Annotated in this window: 16 protein-coding genes; 14 read left to right on the top strand and 2 right to left on the bottom strand. The window is 63.4% G+C overall.

All coding sequences use genetic code 11. The features are described from left to right. Positions 1 to 115: 115 nt before the first annotated feature. On the bottom strand, positions 116 to 406 hold the full coding sequence (locus ACZ5U1_RS05615; RefSeq protein WP_464779731.1) for a phosphopantetheine-binding protein: 291 nt from the start codon (positions 404 to 406) through the stop codon (positions 116 to 118). Between the two features lie 29 nt (positions 407 to 435). Beyond that, positions 436 to 1,443, bottom strand: a complete 1,008-nt coding sequence (locus ACZ5U1_RS05610) for a GNAT family N-acetyltransferase (RefSeq protein ID WP_464779730.1) — start codon at positions 1,441 to 1,443, stop codon at positions 436 to 438. 50 nt (positions 1,444 to 1,493) lie between these two features. Here ACZ5U1_RS05610 and ACZ5U1_RS05605 point away from each other — a divergent pair, with 50 nt between their 5' ends. The 14 genes from ACZ5U1_RS05605 (at position 1,494) to ACZ5U1_RS05540 (ending at position 19,457) form a co-directional block, all read left to right on the top strand. Beyond that, positions 1,494 to 3,026 carry an acyl-CoA ligase (AMP-forming), exosortase A system-associated gene (locus ACZ5U1_RS05605; protein ID WP_464779729.1) on the top strand — a complete coding sequence of 511 codons (1,533 nt, stop codon included), beginning with the start codon at positions 1,494 to 1,496 and terminating at the stop codon, positions 3,024 to 3,026. Further along, positions 3,023 to 4,255 (top strand): pyridoxal-dependent decarboxylase, exosortase A system-associated, encoded by a 1,233-nt coding sequence (locus ACZ5U1_RS05600; protein ID WP_464779728.1) that lies wholly within the window; start codon positions 3,023 to 3,025, stop codon positions 4,253 to 4,255. Before ACZ5U1_RS05605 ends, ACZ5U1_RS05600 begins: the two co-directional genes overlap by 4 nt. A 133-nt stretch (positions 4,256 to 4,388) precedes the next feature. Then, on the top strand, positions 4,389 to 5,033 hold the full coding sequence (locus ACZ5U1_RS05595) for an XrtA/PEP-CTERM system exopolysaccharide export protein (RefSeq protein ID WP_464779727.1): 645 nt from the start codon (positions 4,389 to 4,391) through the stop codon (positions 5,031 to 5,033). Between the two features lies 1 nt (position 5,034). After that, complete coding sequence (locus tag ACZ5U1_RS05590; protein ID WP_464779726.1) at positions 5,035 to 6,552, top strand: XrtA system polysaccharide chain length determinant; 1,518 nt, start codon at positions 5,035 to 5,037, stop codon at positions 6,550 to 6,552. A gap of 11 nt (positions 6,553 to 6,563) precedes the next feature. Next, a complete protein-coding gene (locus ACZ5U1_RS05585; RefSeq protein WP_464779725.1) occupies positions 6,564 to 7,481 on the top strand; it encodes a P-loop NTPase in 918 nt (305 codons plus the stop codon). Continuing rightward, on the top strand, positions 7,478 to 9,061 hold the full coding sequence (locus ACZ5U1_RS05580) for a hypothetical protein (RefSeq protein ID WP_464779724.1): 1,584 nt from the start codon (positions 7,478 to 7,480) through the stop codon (positions 9,059 to 9,061). Before ACZ5U1_RS05585 ends, ACZ5U1_RS05580 begins: the two co-directional genes overlap by 4 nt. A 19-nt stretch (positions 9,062 to 9,080) precedes the next feature. Then, positions 9,081 to 10,292 (top strand): XrtA/PEP-CTERM system-associated ATPase, encoded by a 1,212-nt coding sequence (locus ACZ5U1_RS05575; RefSeq protein ID WP_464779723.1) that lies wholly within the window; start codon positions 9,081 to 9,083, stop codon positions 10,290 to 10,292. Positions 10,293 to 10,300: 8 nt separating this feature from the next. Then, the gene (locus ACZ5U1_RS05570) at positions 10,301 to 11,149 is read left to right on the top strand and encodes an XrtA system polysaccharide deacetylase (RefSeq protein WP_464779722.1); all 849 of its coding nucleotides are present in this window, start codon (positions 10,301 to 10,303) and stop codon (positions 11,147 to 11,149) included. After that, positions 11,146 to 12,216, top strand: a complete 1,071-nt coding sequence (locus ACZ5U1_RS05565) for a FemAB family XrtA/PEP-CTERM system-associated protein (protein ID WP_464779721.1) — start codon at positions 11,146 to 11,148, stop codon at positions 12,214 to 12,216. Before ACZ5U1_RS05570 ends, ACZ5U1_RS05565 begins: the two co-directional genes overlap by 4 nt. After that, positions 12,213 to 13,442 (top strand): TIGR03087 family PEP-CTERM/XrtA system glycosyltransferase, encoded by a 1,230-nt coding sequence (locus tag ACZ5U1_RS05560; RefSeq protein WP_464779720.1) that lies wholly within the window; start codon positions 12,213 to 12,215, stop codon positions 13,440 to 13,442. The genes ACZ5U1_RS05565 and ACZ5U1_RS05560 overlap by 4 nt, the downstream gene beginning before the upstream one ends. After that, a complete protein-coding gene (gene xrtA, locus ACZ5U1_RS05555) occupies positions 13,439 to 14,974 on the top strand; it encodes an exosortase A (protein ID WP_464779719.1) in 1,536 nt (511 codons plus the stop codon). Before ACZ5U1_RS05560 ends, xrtA begins: the two co-directional genes overlap by 4 nt. Before the next feature lie 11 nt (positions 14,975 to 14,985). After that, entirely contained in the window at positions 14,986 to 16,881 is a 1,896-nt protein-coding gene (locus tag ACZ5U1_RS05550) for an XrtA/PEP-CTERM system amidotransferase (RefSeq protein WP_464779718.1), read from the top strand. 93 nt (positions 16,882 to 16,974) lie between these two features. Then, entirely contained in the window at positions 16,975 to 18,324 is a 1,350-nt protein-coding gene (locus ACZ5U1_RS05545; RefSeq protein WP_464779717.1) for a sugar transferase, read from the top strand. Next, entirely contained in the window at positions 18,324 to 19,457 is a 1,134-nt protein-coding gene (locus ACZ5U1_RS05540) for a glycosyltransferase (protein WP_464779716.1), read from the top strand. The genes ACZ5U1_RS05545 and ACZ5U1_RS05540 overlap by 1 nt, the downstream gene beginning before the upstream one ends. Positions 19,458 to 19,481 lie beyond the last annotated feature (24 nt).

Below are 19,481 nucleotides of genomic sequence, written 5' to 3'. Positions count from 1 at the left end.
GTTCGCCCTGAGCTTGTCGAGCCGAAGGCCGGCTTTTCTTTCTTTTAAGTAAAGTGAAGGGCTTCGACAGGCTCAGCCTGAACGGGGATTAGGTGGTTGATGGACTGAGGAGCGTTCAGGCCTCTAGCTTCGTCCGCACGAAGGCGACCAGCGTGCCAAAGGTCTCGAAGGTTTCGCCGTCAATGTCGTCATCCTCGATCAGGATGTCGAGGCGGTCCTCCATTTCCGTCAGCAGCGTGGCGACGGCCATGGAGTCCAGTTCAGGCAGAGCGCCGAACAGGGGCGTGTCGGCGTCGAACGCATCGACGCGTTCCTGCGACAGGGCCAGCACATCGCGAAGCAGATCGCGCATTGCGTTTGACATGTCGCTTGTCCGGTCGACCGGCATAGAGGTTTTCGCCCGCATGATGGGGGGCTTACCTAATCGTTCCGCCTTCAGCCCACAAGGGCGGAAATCGCGGTTCGCGCGGCGGGAATCCATGTCGAGGCAAATCGCGGATTGAAGAAGTCGAGACGGTAGAGCGTCTGGCGCTGTTCCATCCATTCCGCCTTGTAGGGATTGTCGCCGGTGCCATAGTCGATCACGCTGACCCTGTCGGTATCTATGGCGTGGGCGAACATCGCGTGGCTGAGCAATGTGCCTGGAGAAGCGCCGTCGAAAGCGCGATCATGTGCGAGCTTGTGGATGAGGGCGACGTCATTTTCGACGGTCCAAAACTGGGTCGCCACTGGCTGGCCGTTGAGGCGCGCGAAGCCGAGCCGTAGGGTTCCGGCGGCACCCTCACGTTCGGCCAGGGCGCGCAGGAAGGAGAGGCCGGGCTCGGGCTGCTTCCAACTGCTCGCATGTACCGTCACATAGTCGTGCCACAGCGCGTCATCGACCTGATCGCGAATCTCGATGGTGAAACGGCTGGATCGGGCCTTGCGCTGCACCTGATTGCGCAGGCGGCTTGGCCGATCCGCCCAATAAGCGGCGAAGTCACGGCCGTGCAGGGCGAGCATATGGCGTCCACCCATGGGCCGGCGTACGCCGAACCAGCCGCTACGCCGGAAGGCATCGAGGAGCATTTCCGCCGTATCGCCGACCGGATAAAAGTCGATGTGGCGGCCGGTCTTGAACAGTTCGGCGGCGAGTATCTCTGCCAGACGGCGGCGCATTGGTTCATCAGGATCGCCGAGATATATCGGCGACCAGGCGAAGCTGTACCAGTTGGCAAGCGCGCTCTGCCGCTCGGGAGAGGGCGATAGCAGGAATAGCCATGCCTCGACCTGTCCCTCGATCGCCTGAAGGACGCGGATGGGCTGATGCGCGAAGCAATGTTCGTGCAGCGATTCGAACCAGTCGATGCGGTCGAACAAGCAAGCCGTCGCGGCGCGATCCATCCGTCCGCCCAGCGCCTGCCGGGCATCTGCGATCGTGCTGTATTCCCTTGTGACCAGCAAACCATTATCTCCCCGGCACTGTCCCAATGCCTTAGGTGAAAAGTCTGGAAATGGAGTTAAGCAGCGCCGCCCTGATCGATGGCGAGGAAATTCGCCCGATCGACCACCTGTTGTTGCGGGGTGAGGCGGCGCGTCCGGCGCTGGATGGCCGTTCGGGATTGCAGGATTATGCCGAACTGGAGACGACGCTTGGTCGGTTGGCGGGGTGGCTGGCGGGATTCGGGCTGGAAAAGGGCGCGCGGGTTGCAAGTTGGATTGCCAAGGGGCCGGTCGCGGCGCTGATGCCATTGGCGGCCCCGCGCGCGGGACTGGTGCATGTGCCGGTCAATCCGCTGCTGAAGCATGCGCAGGTCGCGCATATCCTCGCCGATAGTGGCGCGCTGTTGCTGATCGGTACTGCGGCGCGGCTCGATACATTGAAGTCCGATGATGTGCCGGGCGACTGCCGTTTGTTGCGGGAGGAGGATGCTGCGGCGGCCATGAGCGGTGGGGATGGAATGCCGCCCTCCGAGGCCGGGCCGCATGATCTGGCGGCGATCCTCTATACCAGCGGTTCGACCGGGCGGCCCAAGGGGGTGATGCTCAGCCACGCCAATCTATGGCTTGGTGCGGCGAGTGTGGCTCGTTATCTTGGCTTGAGTGCCGAGGACAGGACCTTGTGCGTGCTGCCCTTCAGTTTCGATTATGGGCAGAATCAGTTGTTTTCGACATGGTATGCGGGCGGGTGCGTCTATCCGCTCGACTATCTGACGGCGCGTGACGTCATGAAGTCGGTGGACAAGCGTGACATCACGACATTGGCCGGGGTGCCGCCGCTTTGGGTGCAGTTGACCGAGCTTGAGTGGAAGCCGGAAGTGGCGGGGAAGCTGAAGCGCCTGACGAATAGCGGTGGCGCGCTCACCCGGCCGTTGGTGGCGAAATTGCGCGGTCTTTTCCCCAAGGCTGACCTTTATCCCATGTATGGCCTGACCGAGGCTTTTCGATCGACCTATCTGCCGCCTGCCTTGGTGGACAGCTATCCAGACTCGATGGGGTCGGCGATACCGCATGCGGAGATATTGGTTGTGCGGCCCGACGGCAGCCTGACGGACGATGATGAAGCGGGTGAGCTGGTTCATTGCGGGCCGCTTGTAGCGCAAGGCTATTGGCGGGATGAGGTACGTACGGCAGAGCGGTTCAAGCCTGCGCCGTCATCCTCTCGCTATGGCGGCATGGCGGTCTGGTCGGGGGATAGCGTCAGGCGGGATGCGCGAGGGCTGCTCTATTTCGTTGGGCGCGATGACGCGATGATCAAATCCTCGGGCAATCGCATCAGTCCGACAGAGATTGAGGAAGCAGCGGTAGCGGTGCCTGGGGTGGCGGAGGCCGTCGCGCTGGGTATCAAGGATGAACGGTTGGGGCAGGCGGTGCTGCTGCTTATCCGATCTGGCGACGTTGATGCCGAGGCGACGGTCGAGGCGAGGTTGAAGACCGAATTGCCGAACTTCATGCAGCCCCGGACGATCATCAGGCTGGTGGATTTTCCCCGGACGCCTAATGGCAAGATCGACCGAGTGGCACTGGCCAAGGAATATGACAGATGAAGCCGATGGGACCTGTTCCGCCTTTTTTCGAGGGCGAGGAAGGCATGTTGCTGGTCGGCGGATGCGGTGCGGCGAGTCTGGTTGACGAAGCGGGCGACACGCCGCTGTTTGTTTACGACATGGGGATCGTCGAGCGGCAGGTGCGCGATTTTCGGGAGGCTATGCCGCCGCAATTGTCGATCCATTATGCGGTGAAGGCTAACCCCTATCCGGCGCTGCTGGAACGCATGGCGCGGCTGGTTGACGGCTTCGATGTGGCTTCGGGCGGGGAAATGGCGCGAGCGCTGGAAGCCGGGATGGACGCCGCGCATGTGAGCTTTGCCGGGCCGGGCAAGCGTGACGATGAGATAGCGGCTGCGATCGACGCTGGGGTTACGTTGAACCTTGAGTCGGAAGGGGAAGCGCGGCGAGCGCTTGCCATTGCCGAGAAGCGGGGGCGGACCCCACGGCTCGCCGTGCGGGTCAATCCCGACTTTGACCTCAAAGGGTCGGGTATGCGCATGGGCGGCGGGGCTAAGCCCTTTGGCGTCGATGCGGATCGGGCGGCGGGGCTTGCCCGATCGTTGATCGATGCGGGAGCTGACTGGCGGGGCTGGCATATCTTTGCCGGATCGCAGGCGCTGGATGCAGACGCGCTGATCGACACGCAGGCGGCAACAGTGGGTTTGGCGGCGCGGCTTTCGGATGCGGTGGGTGCTGCGCCGCCGCTCGTCAATCTGGGTGGAGGATTCGGCATTCCCTATTTCCCGGGCGATCAGCGGTTGGACATTGCGCCGATCGGTGAGGCGCTGGGCCAGACGCTGAACGCCCGCCCGGACATATTGGCGGAGAGCGAGTTCGCGATGGAGCTTGGCCGCTGGCTGGTCGGTGAGGCTGGCGTCTATCTGACCCGTGTGGTCGATGTGAAGCAGAGCCAGGGCGAGACGTTCGTCGTGGTAGATGGTGGATTGCACCATCAACTGGCGGCGAGCGGCAATTTCGGAACGGTGGTGCGGCGCAACTATCCGATGGCGGTGGCGAACCGTTATGGCGCGCCGCCTGCGGAGGAGGCCGTCACGGTCGTAGGGTGTCTTTGCACGCCGATCGACAAGCTGGGCGACAAGGTTGCTTTGCCGCCGGTGGTGGAAGGGGACCTGATCGCAATTTTTGCGGCGGGGGCCTATGGCGCTTCGGCTAGTCCCGCCGCCTTTTTGGGGCACCCGCCCGCGCTCGAACTATTACTTGGCTGATATACCAATAGTTTGACGCCTAACCGTATCTTTACCCTTTAGCGGCAAGAAGAGGCCCAAAGCCCATCGCTTTGCGGCCGCTTCACTTGCTTGGCGGCTGTGCTGGCGTGCGGCCCTGTCATGAGGTGAAGATATGCGTTTCCTGTCGGTTTCCCGGGCTCTGATCGGCGCATCGTTGCCTGCTTTGGTGCTGTCGGGCTGCGCTTCGGGAGGCGGTGGTCCCCAGTTGCCCTCTGCGTCCTTTGTGGCGCAGCAGGAAGGGCCGGGCGAGGAATATGTGATCGGGCCGCTTGATGACCTGACCGTCTTCGTGTGGCGCAATCCGGAACTGGGTGCGAAGGTTCAGGTGCGGCCCGATGGGCGAATCACGACGCCGCTGATCGCCGACATGCCAGCCGTGGGCAAGACGCCCAAGCAGTTGGCCGACGACATGAAGGTCGCGCTCACCAAATATATCGAAAATCCGCTGGTTTCGGTGATCGTCAATAATTTCTCCGGCACGTTCAGCCAGCAGGTGCGGATCGTCGGCGCGACGGAAAAGCCTGCTTCCATTCCCTATCGTGCGAACATGACGCTGCTTGACGCTATGATTTCTGTCGGGGGCCTCAGCGAATATGCGGCGGGTAACCGGGCGCGGCTGGTTCGCTTCAACAAGGAACAGGGCAAGCAGCAGGAATTCAACGTTCGTATCGGCGACCTGCTGAAGCGCGGCGACAGCAAGGCAAATGTCATGCTGGCGCCGGGCGACGTCATCATCATTCCGGAAAGCATGTTCTGATATGGCCGGTCTTTACGACGAATTGCTGATCGCCCTTCACGGCATCTGGACCCGGCGCTGGCTGGCGCTGGGCGTGGCGTGGGGCGTGTGCATGCTGGGGTGGCTGGGCGTGGCCCTGGTGCCCAACAGCTATGAGAGCAAGGCGCGCGTTTATGTGAACACGCAGTCGCTGTTGCAGGACAAGGTCGGCATCACGCAGGTCCAGTCGCAGCAGGATCTTGATCGCGTGCGCCAGACGCTCGCGAGCACCGCCAATCTGGAGCGGGTGGTCAAGGAGACCGACCTTAACCAGACGGTGAGCGGCCCGCACGACATGGCGGCCAAGATCACGGCGCTGCGCGAAGGCATCACCGTGATGGCGCAGGCTGATCCGAGCATGATCGACATTAGCGCCAAGTCGGCCGACTCCAGCCTGTCGGACGGCGCCAATGCGCGGATCGCCCAGCAGGCGGTGCAGAAGCTGATCGAGATTTTCCAGGAAACCAATCTGTCGTCCGACCGGGTCGAGACCAAGCAGAGCCTTGCCTTCCTTGACCAGCAGATCGCGGCGCGCGGTCGTCAATTGGCCGCCGCCGAACAGCGTCGTGTCGAGTTCGAGCAGCGCTATGCCGGGATGCTGCCGGGCGCGGGGTCCATCGGCCAGCGCATGGATGCGGCGCGGATGGAGATCAACAATATCGAATCGCAGCTGGTGCAGGCTTCGAGCGCGCTCAGTGCCATGAACGGCCAGCTTGCCGGTACGCCGCAGACGTTGCCGGGGGTTGGCGCGTCGGGCGGTCCTTCTGCATTGGCGCAGGCGCAGGCGGACCTTGCCGGAATGCGCGCGCGGGGCTGGACAGCCGACCATCCGGACGTGATCGCGGCCCAGCGGCAGGTCGATGCGCTGCGCCGTCAGGGTGGTGGCGGTGGCGGGGCGGCTGGTTCGCCCAACCCTGCTTATCTGTCGATTAAGTCGATGCAGGCCGAGCGCGCGGCGACGGTTCAGGCACTGCAAACGCGTAAGGCGCAGCTTCAGGCTGACCTTAACGCCATGTCCTCGCGCCAGACAGATGAGCCGGGCCTCGCCGCCGAGCAGGAAAAGCTCGATCGGGATTATGAGGTGCTGAAGACCCAATATGACAAGCTGCTGGCCGACCGTGAGGATGTGCGCCTGCGCGGCGATGTGAAGACCGAGACGGGCTCCGTCCAGTTCCGGGTGATCAATCCGCCGAGTGCGCCCACCGCGCCGTCTGCGCCCAACCGGCCGTTGTTGCTGCTGGGTGTGCTGATCGTAGGGATGGGCGCGGGTGTTGGTAGCGCCTTTGCCATGGGGCAGCTCAAGGGCAGCTTCCCGACGGCGGCACGGCTGGAGCGGGCGGTTGGCCTGCCGGTCATTGGTTCCATTACGCAGACGGTCAGCGCCGCGCAGAGGGTGGTCGAAAAGCAACGGCTGAAATGGTTTGCCGGTGCGAGCGGGGGGCTGGCGGCGCTGTGCGTGCTGCTGATCCTCGTAGAATTCATCCAGCGTGGCATGGCCTGAGGAGCGGCAAGATGAACAAGCATAGCTCCCTTTCCAAAGGTTCGCTGATCGAGCGGGCGACGGAAATCTACGATTTCAGCGCGGCCTTGCAGGGGCGTGCCGCTCCTGCGGTCGAGGTGCCTGCCGATGAGCCCTTGCCGCCAGTGGTGGAGATCGCTCGGCCGGTGGCAGTGGAGTCGGGATATCGCGCGCCTGACTGGCGTGGGCCGGTGCAGAGCATCGATCGGATCGCTCTGGCCGAGAATAGCTGGCTGTCGCCCGATAGTCCTGCGACGGCGATCAGCGAGGAGTTTCGGCTGCTGAAGCGCGATTTGCTGGCGCAGCTTGGCGATGATCCGCGCGGCAATCGTGTGCTGGTATGCTCGGCGCATAGCGGGGAGGGGAAGAGCTTCTGCGCGATCAACCTCGCGCTAAGCCTCGCGGCGGAGAAGGATCGGGAGATCCTGCTGGTCGATGCCGACTTCGGCAAGCCGGGCATTCCGGAGGCGCTGGGGCTGACCAGCGGGCCGGGGCTGATGGACGCCATTGCCGATCCGTCAGTCGCGATAGAGGATTGCGTGATCCGGACGGACATTCCGTCTTTTGCCGTGCTGCCTGCGGGCCAGCGCAGCAACAATGATACTGAATATCTGGCTTCGGCGCGGACAGAAACGCTGTTGCGCCGCCTGACCGAGGGGCGGCCTGACCGCGTCATCCTGTTCGATTCCCCGCCTTTGCTCGCTGCTTCGGCGGGTGCCGTGCTGGCGAGCCATGCGGCCATCGCATTGCTTGTGGTGCGTGCCGACCAGACCAGCGAAAGCGCTTTGCGCGATGCGGCGGGTATGTTGAAGGCGGCGGGGCAGGTGCAGTTGCTGCTGAACGGCGTCACCTTCTCCACCAGTGGCCGACGCTTTGGCAGCTATTATGGCGAGGGGAGCGACGACGCATGATGCTGCGTACTTCCCTGGGGTTGCTGGGCGCGCTGGCACTCGCCGCTTCGCCCGCCGTGGCGCAGGAGCGGAAGGTCGAAGTTACGCCCTATCTGGGCGTTGATCAGACTGTACTCGTGCCGCTGAAAGGCGGTGGCGATGTCCTGACCTATACCAATGTGACGGCGGGACTGACGGCGCAGTTGCAGACGCGCCGCGTTGAGGCCGTTGCCGACGTTCAATATAATCACAGCTTCGGCTGGGGGCGCGAAGCGACCGATCAGGATGTGATCAGCGGTATCGTGTCGGGCCAGTATCTGGTGTCGCATGGGCTGACGCTCAACGCCGGGGCGCTTGCGACGCGTATACGTACGGATGGGTTGTCGGGCGCGGCGACGCTGAACGATAGCCAGACGAGCCAGGTTTATGCCGGTTATGTGGGGCCGTCCTACGCCTCGTCATTCGGCGACATCGACGTCACCGCTTCCTATCGCCTTGGCTATGCTCGGGTTGAGGAGGATGTGGACGCCGACTTTGCTGGAGCGCCCAATGTCGGCTCCTTCGCTGACTCCGTTTCGCATAGCCTGGCCGGGTCGGTCGGCGTCGCGCCGGGTGTCTGGCTGCCGCTCGGCATCGTGGCTAGCGCGGGGTATGACCGGGAAGACGCGAGCGAGCTTGATCAGCGGTTCGAGGATGCATGGGGCCGCGTGGACGCGACGCTGCCGGTGTCGCCGACCGTCGCCCTTGCCGGGGGCGTAGGCTATGAACGGATCAAGATCAGCCAGCGCTCGCCGGAACTTGACGGGAACGGCGTGCCGGTCGTTCGCAACGGCCGTTATGTTACTGACGATAGTTCGCCGCGGGCGCTGATTTATGATTTCGATGACATCATCTGGGACGTAGGCGTGCTCTGGCGTCCCAACCGCCGCACCTCACTGGAGGCGCGGGTCGGGGAACGCTATGGCGGCATGAGCTATACCGGTAGCTTCGTGTGGCAGGGGCGGGGCCAGTCCTTCGCGCTGATGGTGTTCGACGGCATCGACAGCTTCGGGCGGATCATCACGTCCAATGTCGCGGCGGTTTCGGGCAGCAGCCTGAATGTCGTGCGCAATCCGTTCACGGGCGATTTCACCGGCTGCGCCTTCTCGCAAAGCGGCGGGGGGCAGTGCTTCAACGACGCGCTTACCGGAGTCACTGACGCAAACTTCCGCTATCGGGGCGTTGCCGCCCAATATGCGGCGCAGCGGGGTCCGTGGGGCCTTGGCATCGGCCTTGGCTATTCGCAGCGCAAGTTCGTGACGCCTTCGGGCCAGACGGTGTTCGTGCGCGGGACTCGGGACCAGAATTGGTATGGCACCGCCTCGCTAAGCTATGTGATCGACAGCCGGTCCAGCCTGGATAGCGCCGTTTATGCCAATTATTTCGATGCGAGCGGCGCGCGGCTCGACGTGCTGAACCTGGGCGCGTTCACCAGCTATAACCGCCTCATCAACCGCAATCTTCAGGCATCCGCTTCGCTTGGGCTCGACAGTGCCAAGGCGGACGATCTGGATGCCGTCATCAACGCCATGGGCCAGGTCGGCCTGCGGTACAGCTTCTAATCGCGTCCGGAGACGAGAGATGTACGACCAGTTCTACGGATTTGAGGGCCGCCCTTTCCAGCTGACCCCCGATCCGCATTTCTACTTCGAAAGCGCGACGCACAGGAAGGCGCTGTCCTATCTGGGCTATGGGCTGGCGCAGGGCGAGGGCTTCATCGTCATCACCGGCGACATCGGCGCGGGCAAGACGACGCTGGTCGGGCATTTGATGGCGACGATCGATCCGGCGCGGCTGACCGCCGTCAAGATCGTGTCAACGCAGGTCGGCGGCGACGACATGCTGCGGCTGACCGCGCAAAGCTTTGGCCTGCCGACCGACGACATGCCCAAGGCACAGATTTTGCGGCAGATCGAAGCGTTCCTGCACGGCCAGGCGCGGGCGGGGCGGCGGTCGTTGCTGATTGTGGATGAAGCGCAGAACCTATCTGTTTCGGCGATTGAAGAGCTGCGCATGCTTTCCAACTTCCAGCTAGGCGGGCAGTCGCTGTTGCAGATATTCCTGCTGGGCCAGCCGGAGTTTCGCGATCTGCTGAAATCGGCGCAGTTGGAGCAGTTGCGGCAGCGCGTGATCGCGACCCATCATCTCGATCCAATGCAGCCCGAAGAAATCGAACCCTATATCCTGCATCGCCTGTCGATCGTCGGGTGGAATGGTGATCCGCAATTCACGCCGGATGCCTTCGACGCCATCTACGCCGCGACGGGGGGCGTGCCGCGCCGGGTCAATGTGCTGGCCAGCCGCGTGCTGCTGCTGGGTGCGCTGGATCAGCTGTCGGAGATCGACGCGGCTGCGGTGCAGGCCGTGATCGAGGATATGGGCGCGGACAGCGATGTTGCCGTGCAGCCGATGCAGTCATCCGTGCTGGATCGCGCGGAGGAAGCGCCTGTTGCGGCTCCGGTTGCGGCGCAGGCGGAACCTGCGCGCGAGACGTTGCGCGCTGAACTCAATGCGCTGCGCTCGCGCCAGCCCGAGCCATCGCCCGCGCTGATGGACGAGATTGCCACACTGCGCGCGGAGGTCGATTCGCTGCGGATCGAACAGGTCGCCATGCAGGCGGTGGACCCGGAGGCGTTGAAGGACTGTTTCACTCTAATCGAGGAGCGGCTCTCCTCGCTCGAGTTTCGCGTGGGCGAACAGGACACGGCGCTGCGTCGGGTGCTGACGTTGCTGGTGGACTGGGTGGAGCGTGAACAGCGGATGGGCGCCGCGCCGCACAGCGCCGCCGCCTGAACCCGATCATGGTGCTGAATGCCCTGTCGGTCGATGTGGAGGACTGGTTTCATGTCGGCGCCTTTGAGCGCACGATCAGCCGGTCTTCGTGGGACGAGCTGACGCATCGGGTGGAGCGCAATACGGATGCCGTGCTGGCCCTGTTTGCCGACGCGGGGGTCAGCGCGACATTCTTTACGCTGGGGTGGGTTGCGGAGCGTTACCCTGCGCTCATGCGGCGGATTGTTGAGGCCGGGCATGAGGTGGCAAGCCATGGCTATGATCATGCACGCGTCTTTACGCTGAGTCCGGAGGCGTTTCGTGCAGATCTGCGCCGGTCGCGCGCCTTGCTGGAGGATGCCAGCGGGCGATGCGTCATTGGTTATCGCGCGCCGAGCTTTTCTATCGATCACCGCACGCCTTGGGCTCATGCCATATTGGCGGAAGAGGGCTATCGCTATTCCAGCAGCGTCGCGCCGATCCGCCATGATCATTATGGCTGGCCTGAATCGCCGCGCTTTGCCTGGCAGCCGGTCGGTGGGAGTGATTTGCTGGAGCTGCCGGTGACCACGGCGGAATTTGGCGGGCGCAGGCTGGCGGCTGGGGGTGGGGGATTTTTCCGGTTGCTGCCCTACGGCTTTTCCCGCTGGGCTATTCGGCAAGTGAATGGGCGGGAGAGGCAGCCCGCCATCATCTATTTCCATCCCTGGGAGATCGATCCGGATCAGCCACGGGTGGCGGGAGCGCCGCTTCGATCGCGCCTGCGCCATTACAGCAATCTGTCGGTCATGGCGGACAAGCTGCGGCGGCTGACCGCTGATTTTTCCTGGACGCGGGTGGATGCGCTGGTCGCTCGCGAGGCGGAGTTGGCGGCATGAGGCCGGACGGCGGAGCGGGTGTCGGCGTGGTCACGCTTGATTTGGATGATCCCGCGCAGGTGGCTGCGGCAGATGCCTACATTCAGGGCAAGGAAGAAGGCACGCCTTTTCACCGGCCCGCGTGGATCAAGGCGATTGAGCGGGGCACTGGCAACCGCGCATATATGTTGGCGGCAGTGGCTTCGTCGGGCCAGATCGCGGGTATTCTCCCGCTGACGCACATGAAAAGTCGCCTGTTTGGTGAAGCGTTCGTGTCTTCGGGCTTTGCCGTCGATGGCGGCATATTGGCGAGCGATCCCGCCACCCATTGCGCACTCGCCTGCGCGGCTGAAGGATTTGCGCGTGATCGTGGTGTAGCTTCGGTCGAACTGCGCGGCGGGCCGTCGCCTCGCGAAGGCTGGACCGTCCATGAGGACAGCCATCTTGGCTTTGTCCGGCCGATTGCGGCGGATGATGAGGCGGAGTTGCTCGCTGTCCCGCGTAAGCATCGGGCTGAACTGCGTAAGGCGCTTGCCAATCCCGCGCTGCGGGTGGAGGTTGGGCGGGACGAACGGTTCCTGCGCGCGCATTATGATGTTTATGCGCAGAGCGTGCGTAACCTCGGGACGCCGGTTTTTCCGAGGCGCCTGTTTCGCGAAGTGCTGGCGGCGTTCGGTGAGGATGCTGACATATTGATCGTCTATGAAGGTGACCGGCCGGTTTCGGGGGTGCTGACGCTCTACCATCAGGGGCGGGTCATGCCTTTTTGGGGCGGGGGTGTCGCCGATGCGCGGCGGCTGCGTTCCAACGAACTCATGTATTACCGGCTGATGGGCCATGGGCGGACGCGGGGCATGCGGCTGTTCGACTTTGGCCGATCCAAGACGGGAAGCGGGCAGGCGGCGTGGAAGAAGAGCTTTGGCTTTGATCCAGTGCCGCTGGCCTATCATAGCTGGTCGGCGACGGGCGAGCGGCGCGACATCAATCCAAACAGCGCGCAATATCAGCGCCGCGTGGAGATGTGGAAGAAGCTGCCGCTGCCGATCGCCAACCTGATCGGCCCGCTGATTTCGCGGGGGCTGGGATGAAGGGCGAGATAGTTTTCCTCTGCCACCGCATCCCTTTTCCACCGGATCGCGGGGACAAGATCCGGTCCTACCACATATTGAAGCGGCTGGCGGAGATCGCGCCGGTGCATGTCGGCTGCTTCGCCGATGATGATCGCGATCTGAGCTTCGCCCCGGCCATGGGAGAGTTGACGGCGAGCCAGTGCGTGCTGAAGCGCAACCGTTCGCATGTGGCGGCGGGTCTCGCTGGGCTTGCGAAGCGGCAGCCGATGCTGGTGTCCCTCTTTGATGATCCGCGCATGCATCAATGGGTGCGGAAGATTTTGGCGGAGCGTCCGATCGCGGCGGTGATGGGCTATTCGGTGCAGATGGCGCATTTCGTGCCGGTGCTTCCCGATGGCGTTCGCTTCGTGATGGATTTCGTTGATTTCGATTCGGCCAAATATGCGAGCTATGGTGCGGCAGGCGGCGGCCCTATGGGATGGATTAATCGGCGCGAAGGGCGGGTTCTGCTCGATTTTGAGCGTGCCACTGCCGAGCGCGCCGACGTCAGCGCTTTCGTTAGTGAGGCCGAGGCCGCGCTGTTCCGGAAGGCGGCGGGGCTGGACGCGAAGCGGGTCGTCGGCATGGATAATGGTGTGGCGCTGGATTATTTCGATCCGGGGGCCGAATTTGATGGGGTTGCGCGACCGGCGGGGCCGCTCATCGTGTTCACCGGGCAGATGGACTATCGGCCTAATGTCGAGGCGGTGGAAAGCTTCGCGCGCGATAGCTTGCCAGCGCTGCGGGTCCGGCATCCCGAGGCTTGCTTTGCCATTGTCGGGCGCAATCCTTCGCCGCAGGTTAGTGCGCTGTCGCAGTTGCCCGGCGTCGTTGTGACTGGCGCGGTGCCTGATGTTCGCGGCTGGCTGGCGGCGGCGGATATTGTGGTTGCGCCGCTTCGGATCGCCCGCGGAATACAGAATAAGGTGCTGGAGGCGATGGCCATGGCGCGGCCGATCGTTGCATCGCCGCAAGCGGCCGAGGGCATCGATGCGCAGGATGGAGTGCATTTCCTCATCGCGGCTGATCCTGCCGAAGAGGTCGAGAAGATATGCGCGCTGCTGGCCGATCCTGATCGGGCGCGGCGTCTGGGGGAGGCTGGCCGCTCGCGGGTGGAGCAACGTTATCGCTGGTCGGAAACGCTTAAGGACTTGCCGGAAATGCTGTTCGGTCCTGTGCCCGCTTTAGGCAGTCGGGCCGCATGACTGACAGGACGCTGCCTTTGTCTCGAGCGCGCAGCGTTGGCGTGGAAGGCTGGCGCGGGCATCTCGCCGCGCTTGGCGTTCTGGCGTTCCTGATCCTCACGCTGTTCCATCGCGATGCAGCGGGGATGGTATCGATATGGTGGAACGCGTCCACCTTTGGTCATTGCCTCTTCATCCCGTTCCTGATCGCCTGGCTGGTGCAGCAGAGACTTCCCGGTTTGCGCCAGCTTGAGCCCGTAGCCTGGGCTCCCGGATTGATTTGGATGGCCCTGGGTGCTTTCGCCTGGCTCCTTGGAGCGGCGGCGGGTGTCGCGGTGTTCCGCCATGCTGCGATCATCTTGATGTTGCAGGGTAGCGTCGTCACGCTGCTCGGGCCTGTTGTGGCGAGGGCGCTGCTGTTCCCGCTCTTTTACGCCTTCTTCATGGTGCCGGTGGGGGAGGAACTGGTCGCGCCGTTGCAGTTGATCACGGCGCGGCTGTGCATGGTCTTTCTCGATATTGTGGGGGTTCCTGCGCATCTCGACGGCATCTTCATAACGACGCCGACCGGCTATTTTCGCGTGGCGGAGGCGTGTTCGGGCGCGAAGTTCGTGATTGCGATGACGGCCTATGGCGCGCTGGTCTGCAATGTCTGCTTTGCAAGCTGGCTGCGCCGCATCCTCTTCATGGTGGGCGCGCTGCTATTGGCGGTGCTGGCCAATGGCTTGCGCGCATTCGGGACCATATGGATCGCGCATCTGACCAATATCGAGGCCGCTGTCGGCTTTGACCATGTCATGTATGGCTGGGTCTTTTTCGCTATCATCATGACGGTGGTGATGGCGGCGGCGTGGCCCTTTTTCGACCGTCGGCCGGGTGATCCATGGTTCGATCCCGCCAAGATTGGAAGTCTCGTTCGTGGTCGCCTCCCGCTTGTCGTCGCAGTTGGTGCAGCGAGCGTGTTGGTGCTGGCCGCGCCCGTCTGGTTGATCGTGAGCGCGGCGGCTAGCAAGCCGCTGCCCGGTGCGCCGATCCTCCCTGCGGTCAAGGGCTGGGCACTGACTTCGGCGCCACCCCGCTATCCATGGAGGCCGCGATTCGACGGCGCGGATTATCTTGTCCTTGGGCGCTACCGGAATGGGACGGGAGATGTGGTTGACCTCGCCATCGCCAGCTTTGATCGGCAGGATGAGGGGCGTGAGCTTGTGGGTTTTGCTCAGGGTGCCGCCAATCCTTACCAGCGCTGGTCATGGTCATCCCCTGCGCCCGCTCCTGCGGACGGGCTAGGCGAGCAGATTACCGCCCCCGGTCCGGTGGTTCGCCATGCCGCCAGCTTCTACAAGGTCGGAGACGGCCCCGTTACCGGCAGCGCGCCGCGTGTGAAGATCGACACGATGCTCGCTCGGTTGCTCGGCCGCGACCAGCGCGCCGGTGCGATCATCGTCTCGGCCGAAGAGAGGCAGGGCAAGCCCGCCGATGCCGCCATCGCCCTGTTCCTGCAAGATATTGGCGATGTGAAGGATTTGGCTGACCGCAGCCTCGGCATCCGCTAAAGCCCGTTCGCATGTGCGGAATAGCGGGCATCTTCCATCTTGAAACGGCCAAGCCGGTCGATCCGGGGCGGGTTCGCGCGATGCTGGACGTGATGCCGCATCGCGGACCCGATGGCAGCGGCGTATGGACGGCGCCGGGTGTTGGCCTTGGCCATGTGCGCCTTTCCATCATCGACCTTGGCGGCGGGGCGCAGCCCATGCTGACCGAGGATGAGAGCCTGGCCGTCACCTTCAATGGCGAAATCTATAATTTCGCCGAAGTTCGCGCGGAGTTGGAGGCCAAGGGCCATGTGTTTCGCACGGACAGCGATACGGAGGTCATTCTTCACGGCTACCGCCAGTGGGGCGAGGCCTGTGTGGAGCGGTTTCATGGCATGTTCGCCTTTGCCCTGTTCGACGCGCGGGCGCAGTCGCTGTGGCTGGTGCGTGACCGGCTGGGGGTGAAGCCACTATATTATGCGCAGCTTTCGGATGGCAGTTTGATCTTTGGGTCCGAACTGAAGAGCCTGCTTGCTCACCCGCTGTTGCGCCGCGCGCCTGATCTGGCGGCGGTCGAAGATTTCATGGCCTATGGCTATGTGCCTGATGACGCCTGCATCGTTGCGGGCGTGCGCAAGCTCAAGGCGGGGCACACGCTGCGGCTGGTGCGTGGGCGGCCCGTGCCTCAGCCGCAACGCTATTGGGATGTTAGCTTCGCTGAACGCAGCAAGGCAAAGCCGGAGGCGCTGGAAGAGGAATTGGTCGCCCTGATGCGGCAGGCGGTTCGGTCACGCATGGTTTCCGATGTGCCGCTGGGCGCGTTTCTGTCCGGCGGGGTGGATAGTAGCAGCGTCGTTGCCCTGATGGCGGAGGCGTCCAATCAGGCGGTCAAAACTTGCACCATCGGCTTCGATGTCGCGAGTCTGGACGAGAGTGCCTATGCCGACCGGATCGCGCGACGCTTTGCGACTGACCACCGTATGCGGATCGTGTCGCCCGATGACTATGGGCTGATCGATACGCTCGCCTATCATTTTGACGAGCCATTCGCCGATGCCTCCGCGCTGCCCACCTATCGGGTGTGCGAACTGGCGCGGGAGAAGGTGACGGTCGCCTTGTCGGGCGACGGCGCCGACGAAGCCTTTGCCGGCTATCGTCGCCATCGTTTCCAGATGCAGGGGGAGCGGGTGCGCAGCCTCATCCCGGCGTCGGTTCGCGAGCCGCTTTTCGGCACATTGGGCCGCTGGTATCCCAAGGCCGACTGGGCGCCCCGGCCGCTGCGGGCAAAGTCGACCTTTCTCGAACTGGCGGGCGAGGGAAGCGAGGCTTATGCGGCGTCCGTCAGCGTGACACCTCATGCCCTGCGCCAAAGGCTGTTCAGTCAGGACATGCGCAGTCGGCTGGGCGCCTATCGGGCCGAGGACCGCTATATCCGTACCATGGCGGAAGCGCCCGCGCGCGATCCGTTGGACCGAGCGCAATATGCCGATATTCATATCTGGTTGCCCGGCGACATCCTGACCAAGACCGACCGGATGAGCATGGCTGTGGGTCTGGAGGCGCGCGAGCCGTTGCTCGATCATCGGCTGGTGGAGTTTGCCGCCCGTTTGCCCGTTGCGCAACGTATCCGGGGGAATAGCGGCAAATATCTGATGAAGAAGGCGATGGAGCCATATCTGCCCCACGACATCCTCTATCGTCAGAAAATGGGCTTCGTGACGCCGATCAGTAGCTGGTTTCGCGGGCCGCTGGCAGGGGAGGCGAGCGCCATTGCGGGTGGGTCGGCGCTTGCCAGGACTGGCTGGTTCGATGCCAAGGCGCTGGGGCGCATCGCGGCCGATCACAAGTCCGGTATGGCCGATCATGGCCGCTTGCTCTGGCAACTGCTGATGCTGGACAAGTCGCTGACCCGCTTGTTCGGCCTTTGATCGGCTGGCAGAGAAGCTCTTTCACGCAAAGCCTTGCATGGCAGTCCCGCCGGTGCCAACGGAGCGGGCGGGTTAAGGACAAGCAGGACGCAAGTGACAGTTTCGAAGGAAATAGTTCGAGCGCGACTATATCTGCTGTGCCTCCTAGGGGACCTGGCGGGGCTGTTCCTGTCATTTCTGCTGGCGAACTGGTTCGTGCTGGGCGCGCTGCTGGGCGAGCCGGGGAAGCCGCATGGCCTCGTCATGTTCGCCATGGTCGCGCCGCTTTATATCTTGCTGGCGGTGCAGGGCGGGGCTTACGGCATCCACATGCTGGACGACATCCGGCGGGGCATCTTCCGCGGGCTGCTGGCGCTGGCGCAGGCGGCGTTGCTGATGCTGCTGGTGGTCTATTTGGGCAAGATTGCCGAGCAACTGTCCCGCTTGACCTTTGTCGTTGGCCTTGGCTTTTCGGCGGTCAGCGTCGCGCTGGTACGGCTGGCGATAGCCCGGCTGGGCGCTCGCTTGCTGGGCGAGGTGCCGCACCTTACCGCCGTCATCATGGATGGCGTGGAGATAGAGACTGGCGCGCATATGGAAGTGATCGATGCGGCCGCCGCGAACTTGCGGCCTGCCAGCCACGATGCGGACATGGCGGCGCGGCTGGCGGCGGCGGTGGGAATGGCCGAGCGTGTGATCGTCGCATGCCCGATGGAGCGGATGAGCGACTGGTCGGTGGCGCTTAAGTCATTGTCCGCGCGCGGTGAGATCGTTGTGCCCGAATTGCTGCGTTTCGCGCCTGCTCGCGTCGATGAGTTCGATGGGCAACCGACCATCATCGTGGCGGGCGGGCCGTTTCAGTTCCGGGACCGGATCATCAAGCGGATTTTCGACATCATCGTAGCGACCGCTGCGACCATTGCCATTTCGCCAGTACTGATAGCCGCCGCGCTGGCGGTGAAGCTGACCAGCCCCGGACCCGTCATCTTCAAGCAGCCCCGGATCGGGCGCGATGCGCGGCCCTTCAATATCTACAAGTTCCGGTCGATGCGGATCGAGGCGGCCGACCACAAGGCGGACAAGCTGACGGCGCGTGACGATGATCGGGTGACGCCTGTCGGACGCTTCCTGCGCCGCACCAGCATCGATGAACTGCCGCAGCTTTTCAACGTGCTGCGCGGCGACATGAGCATTGTCGGCCCGCGTCCCCATGCCGCAGCGGCCAAGGCGGGCGACAGCCTCTATTGGGAAGTCGATGAGCGCTATTGGGAGCGGCATTGCATCAAGCCCGGCATGACCGGCCTTGCGCAGGTCCGTGGTCATCGCGGATCGACCGACCATCATCAGGATTTGATCGACCGGCTCCAGTCGGACCTTGAATATGTGACGAAATGGTCGATCTGGCGTGACCTGCGCATCATTATGGCGACCATCGGGGTGCTGGTGCATCATAAGGCCTATTGATGCGCGGCGTGGACCTTATCCTTTTGCTTGTCCTTGTTGGATCGGTCGTGGCGTTGCTCTGGCCGTTCCTCTTCTACCCGCTGATCCTGCGCGCCCTTCCGACGAAGCCCGAAGCGCCGCGCGGGGGTGAGGTGCCCTCGGCTTCGCTGCTCTTCTGCGCTTATAACGAGGCGGCGGCGATGCCGGAGAAGCTGGCCAATCTGGCGATGTTGAAGCGCCGCCATCCCGCCCTTGAGATTCTGGCCTTCGATGATGGGTCGTCCGATGAGACTGCGTCGCTGATAGCCGCACAGAGCGATCTGGTGACCTTGATCAGGGGTCCGGGTCGCAGCGGCAAGGCGCATGGCATGAAGCAGCTTGCGGCGCGCGCGCGTGGCGATGTGCTGATCTTCACCGACGCCAATGTGATGCTGGATGAAGACGCGATCGGCAATCTTCTCGCCCGCTATGCTGATCCTGATGTGGGCGGCGTCCTCGGCTCCCTGCATTATGTGGGTGAAGGGGAAAGCGCGACGGCGTCGGTCGGTTCGCTCTACTGGCGGATGGAGGAGCGATTGAAGGACGAGGAATCGCGCACTGGCAATGTGTTGGGGGCGGACGGTTCGATCTTTTCCATCCGTCGCGCGCTCTATCCTGTCTTTCCTGACAGTGTGCTTGACGACCTGACGGTGTCGATGGCGGTGGTGTTCGCGGGATCGCGGCTGGTCAAGGCGAAGGATGTCATCGCCAGGGAAAGACTGGTTGCGGGCAGGGGCGATGAATATCGGCGGAAGGTTCGAATCGCCGCTCGCGCATGGCACACGCATCTGCACCTTCGGCCTCAGCTTCGGCGTATGAAGGCGCTCGACCGTTTCAAATATGCGTCTCGCAAGATCATCAGGTGGTTTGGGGGAGTCTTTATCCTGACCGGTGGGATTGCGGCCCTGTTGCTGGCTGTTCGCATCTCGCCTCTGGTGGCTCTGGGTGCGACGGCGCTCGCGCTACTTCTGCTGACGATGGGCTTGCGGGCGAAGTCGGGGCCTTTGGCGGCGGTGACCGACATCCTCATCGCCTATGTCGCGACGCTTCAGGGGGTCATGAGAGCGATGTCGGGCCGCACGGTCACTGTCTGGAATCCCGCAAAGTCACGTTGATCCCTCTCGCCAAAGGCGGGGCAT

It is taken from the genome of Sphingobium sp. TomTYG72 (assembly GCF_055394715.1).
This window is presented reverse-complemented; position numbering and strand designations above follow the sequence as displayed.

Coding starts and splice junctions, on each gene's coding strand:
- ACZ5U1_RS05615 (WP_464779731.1), bottom strand. CDS start 406: ATGCGGGCGAAAACCTCTATGCCGGTCGACCGGACAAGCGACATGTCA.
- ACZ5U1_RS05605 (WP_464779729.1), top strand. CDS start 1,494: ATGGAGTTAAGCAGCGCCGCCCTGATCGATGGCGAGGAAATTCGCCCG.
- ACZ5U1_RS05600 (WP_464779728.1), top strand. CDS start 3,023: ATGAAGCCGATGGGACCTGTTCCGCCTTTTTTCGAGGGCGAGGAAGGC.
- ACZ5U1_RS05595 (WP_464779727.1), top strand. CDS start 4,389: ATGCGTTTCCTGTCGGTTTCCCGGGCTCTGATCGGCGCATCGTTGCCT.
- ACZ5U1_RS05590 (WP_464779726.1), top strand. CDS start 5,035: ATGGCCGGTCTTTACGACGAATTGCTGATCGCCCTTCACGGCATCTGG.
- ACZ5U1_RS05585 (WP_464779725.1), top strand. CDS start 6,564: ATGAACAAGCATAGCTCCCTTTCCAAAGGTTCGCTGATCGAGCGGGCG.
- ACZ5U1_RS05580 (WP_464779724.1), top strand. CDS start 7,478: ATGATGCTGCGTACTTCCCTGGGGTTGCTGGGCGCGCTGGCACTCGCC.
- ACZ5U1_RS05575 (WP_464779723.1), top strand. CDS start 9,081: ATGTACGACCAGTTCTACGGATTTGAGGGCCGCCCTTTCCAGCTGACC.
- ACZ5U1_RS05570 (WP_464779722.1), top strand. CDS start 10,301: ATGGTGCTGAATGCCCTGTCGGTCGATGTGGAGGACTGGTTTCATGTC.
- ACZ5U1_RS05565 (WP_464779721.1), top strand. CDS start 11,146: ATGAGGCCGGACGGCGGAGCGGGTGTCGGCGTGGTCACGCTTGATTTG.
- ACZ5U1_RS05560 (WP_464779720.1), top strand. CDS start 12,213: ATGAAGGGCGAGATAGTTTTCCTCTGCCACCGCATCCCTTTTCCACCG.
- xrtA (WP_464779719.1), top strand. CDS start 13,439: ATGACTGACAGGACGCTGCCTTTGTCTCGAGCGCGCAGCGTTGGCGTG.
- ACZ5U1_RS05550 (WP_464779718.1), top strand. CDS start 14,986: ATGTGCGGAATAGCGGGCATCTTCCATCTTGAAACGGCCAAGCCGGTC.
- ACZ5U1_RS05540 (WP_464779716.1), top strand. CDS start 18,324: ATGCGCGGCGTGGACCTTATCCTTTTGCTTGTCCTTGTTGGATCGGTC.